The organism is Sinimarinibacterium arenosum (assembly GCF_005047655.1).
Taxonomy (GTDB): domain Bacteria; phylum Pseudomonadota; class Gammaproteobacteria; order Nevskiales; family Nevskiaceae; genus Solimonas.
Genome location: NZ_SUKF01000019.1, coordinates 1 through 3,562 on the forward strand (window position 1 = coordinate 1; position 3,562 = coordinate 3,562).

At 52.4% G+C, this 3,562-nt stretch carries 2 protein-coding genes and 1 pseudogene; all 3 read left to right on the forward strand.

Annotated elements, in window-relative coordinates:
• Positions 1-177: 177 nt before the first annotated feature.
• Positions 178-591, forward strand: a pseudogene (locus tag E4T66_RS21205) (Hachiman antiphage defense system protein HamA); the annotation flags it as partial.
• On the forward strand, positions 588-2,669 hold the full coding sequence (locus E4T66_RS21210) for a DEAD/DEAH box helicase (protein ID WP_136852144.1): 2,082 nt from the start codon (positions 588-590) through the stop codon (positions 2,667-2,669). The pseudogene E4T66_RS21205 and the gene E4T66_RS21210, both read left to right, overlap by 4 nt.
• A gap of 212 nt (positions 2,670-2,881) precedes the next feature.
• On the forward strand, positions 2,882-3,229 hold the full coding sequence (locus E4T66_RS21215; protein ID WP_136852146.1) for a GFA family protein: 348 nt from the start codon (positions 2,882-2,884) through the stop codon (positions 3,227-3,229).
• Positions 3,230-3,562: the final 333 nt, after the last annotated feature.

Sequence of the window (3,562 nt, forward strand, 5' to 3'; positions counted from 1 at the left end):
GCGTTCGAGAACTTGGCGGACAGCCTCCTCCTTGAACTCTGGTGTAAATCTCTGGGTACTCATGCACTTCCTCCTATGCTCAAATCATAGGCCGGCGATGCCTACTGCCGCAGGGGAAGTCCACAGCTCTTTCCAACCCGTCCGAGATCACGGGGTAGAACCCGGGAAGCAAAGTTCTACAAGGACACCGACGAAGGAATTTCATCAGCCATCAATTCCGTTAATGCGCATATTGATGCCGGCTTCTTGAAGAGTGAGAAGCTTATTTTAGGTCCGCAAATATCAAGAAACATCCCGCAATATGAGGAGATTCGAGGACTGTTCTCCCAGAACACCTCAATCGACAAACTGTTCAAAACTGCAGTGTTCCCCATCTGCATAGCGTCCGACAGTGAGGCGGTAGCGATACATTCCGCCCATAACGAAAAGTACGTCGCCGCCGTTCAGCAGGAGCTTATGAAACTCGAAGCGAAGCTTAAGAGCTCCGGCCTGCGAGAGAAGATCAGGGTTGTTCTCGTATATGTGCCGCTTGGCTCAAAAGAGGAACTCGCAGAAGCCTTTGATAGGCGCCTCAAAGGGCTGCAGGGATGAACATCTCGCAAGATGAATGGCAACAACTGCGTGACTTGCCAATAGCTAATCTCAAAGGGCGAGTTTTCGGGATTCTTCAGAACGCAGCTGCCACAATCCAAACACATGGCACTGACGAACCGCATTTATTGGAGATCGTTCCACGTCTAGCAGACTTGCTTTCGTCGAAACCGGAATTGAAGGATCTTCGCGAAGCCTTTAGCTCTTTGGCGCGTGCGACCGGGCTGTGGAATTACATCGACAAGGAGGACTCAGCAACCATAGACCTGCTAGTTGCTGAATCGGTCACAGTGCAGGAACTTGATGGCGTCACACTGCATCGCGAGCAAGTCGCAGCTTTGAACGACTTATTGGCTGGCCGCAACCTAATTCTCAGTGCACCCACGAGCTTCGGAAAGAGCCTGCTAATTGATGCTCTACTCGCTTCAGGAAAGTACTCCCGAGTTGCAATAGTGCTGCCAACAATCGCCTTGCTCGACGAATTCCGCCGCAGGCTCAAGCGACGTTTTGCTGAACGTTTCAATCTCATCATGCACCCAGCCGACAGGCCGAAGGACGGTTGCGCGACAATTTTCCTTGGAACACAAGAGCGTCTGATCACCCGTACCGATCTAGGAAAGCTTGACCTCACAGTAGTGGACGAGTTTTACAAACTTGACCCAAACAGAAGAGATGATCGAAGCATTACGCTAAATGCCGCAGTGTCAAAGCTTCTTAATAGGTCTAACCAGTTTTTCTTTCTTGGTCCGAACATTGACGACGTGCGTATATCCGGTGATGGACGTTGGAAGTTCGAGTTCCTTAGAACCAGATTCTCCACAGTGGCAGTAGACACCTATGATTTGGGACACGTTACCGACAAAGAGACTCGGCTCTTTGACGAAATCGCGGAGGAGCGTCACTGGCCCGCCTTAGTTTTTGTATCGGCGCCGGACAAAGCAAATCGCCTAGCAAGTCAGGCGGCAGACCTCATGGCCATTTCTGACAGTAGCGCAGACTTTGCTCAATGGTTGTCAGAAAACGTTGGCCCTGGCTCCCCCCTTGTTGAAACGGTTCGATTTGGATTCGGCGTACACCATGGCAGGTTGCCACGAGCGATTGCATCGCAAATGGTCCGCATGTTCAATCAGAAAGACCTGCCGGTACTTTTCTGCACTTCGACACTGATTGAAGGCGTGAACACAGCCGCGAAGACGGTGCTGATCTTCGACAAAACAATTAATAGAGAGGATTACGACTTTTTCACCTATTCGAATATCAAAGGCCGTGCAGGTCGTTTGGGAGAGCATCACGTTGGCCAGGTGTACCTGTTCAACGCGCCACCAGAGCACGCACTTACGGAAGTCGCGCCCACCCTCTTTGGTGATCAGGACGATGCGCCAGACGATTACGTTGTCCACTTGGAGGAACAGGATGCCACGCGACGAACCGACACACGTGTCGCCACATTGAAGATGGCACTAGGTCTAGATGCCGATGGATTGAGGCTGGCCGCTTCGGTCGGACTAGAACATGCGTTGGCGCTGAAACAGGCTGTTCAAAAGGCATTGACCGAGAACGATAATCTCGTATGGGCAGGCTTCCCGAAATACCCAAAAATAAAGGCTGTCGTCGATGTGATTTGCTCGGTTCGTCGTGCCGGCGAATTTGGTGCATTTACCGCATCGCAGCTGACCTACTTCATCAGCGACCTCCGCCGCGCCCGATCAATGCGGGACTTTCTCCTTACCTACGACAACAAGTACAAAGGAAAACAGGAAGCATATGACACAGTTTTCAAGTTCCTGAGAGCTTGTGAATATGGGTTGCCGCAGCATTTTTCGGTTGTAGAGATATTCGTAAAACAGCACGCCCCTGCTACCGACTACAGCTTGTTCATTGAATCAATTAGTCGCTGGTTTAAGCCGGAGGAACTCAAGAATCTTGATGAGGAGGGAATTCCAATTCAGATTTCGGAGCGCTTTTACGATGGAGAGGACAAGGAACAGCTTGTGAAAAAACTACTGTCACATGCTCGCAGCAGATCGCAGACCCTTTCGGCGTTTGAAAAGAAATGGATTATTGCGGCGCTCGAATGAATATGCGTCTGCGCAAAGTGCAGCCTAAATTTTGAATCCGCGATGCCCAACAATGCCTTGCACTCCGAGGTCCTCGCCTACGGCTCGGCCTCGGGTTAAGTCAGGCATTGGCATCTGACACCAGCACTCCAAACCGCAATCCCCATCTAGATTTGATGCCCGCCCCTGAACCGGCAGAGACTAGGCGCCCCCACCTCCAAGGAGCAACACGCATGAGCTACCAGGGAAGCTGCCACTGCGGCCGCATTGCCTTCGCGGTCGATGGCGAATGCACGCGTGTCATGGAGTGCAATTGCTCACACTGCAGCCGCAAGGGATATCTGCTGTGGATGGTCGACCGTGACCAGCTGGAGATCACGACCAACCCGGATGACATGGCGACGTACACGTTCAACAAGCATGTGATCCAGCATCACTTCTGCCCGGTCTGCGGATGTGCGCCGTTCGGCTTCGGCACCGGGCCGGATGGCAAGGCCGCTGCGGCGGTGAACATGCGCTGCGTTCCGGAGTTTGATTCTGCATCCGTGGAACATACCTTCGTGGATGGGCGTTCGTTCTAGGCGCTCGCCTGATAACAGTGTGGTGAGGTGTCTCGATACGGTGCCACGGCACCTACTCGACATGAACGGGTCGCTATGAATTCCTGAAAACTCAGATCAGTGCGGTGTCTCGATACGGCGCTAGGGCACCTACTCGACATGAACGGTTGTTGATGAATTCAAGAGGGGTGATGGCTGCCTGATCGGCAATCCTCTACTTCACCGCCCGTTTGTAATGACCCACTGAAAATCTGCTCAGGCGATACTTTGAAAGGAGTTAAGCATGGGCAAGGTGATGGACGAAGAGATCAAGCGGTGGACGGCCAAGCGCAAAAGCGCGCTGGTGCTGGAGAT

What these genes read in the sequence shown, in the direction of transcription:
- E4T66_RS21210 (WP_136852144.1), top strand. Translation starts at nt 588, where the DNA reads ATGAACATCTCGCAAGATGAATGGCAACAACTGCGTGACTTGCCAATA.
- E4T66_RS21215 (WP_136852146.1), top strand. Translation starts at nt 2,882, where the DNA reads ATGAGCTACCAGGGAAGCTGCCACTGCGGCCGCATTGCCTTCGCGGTC.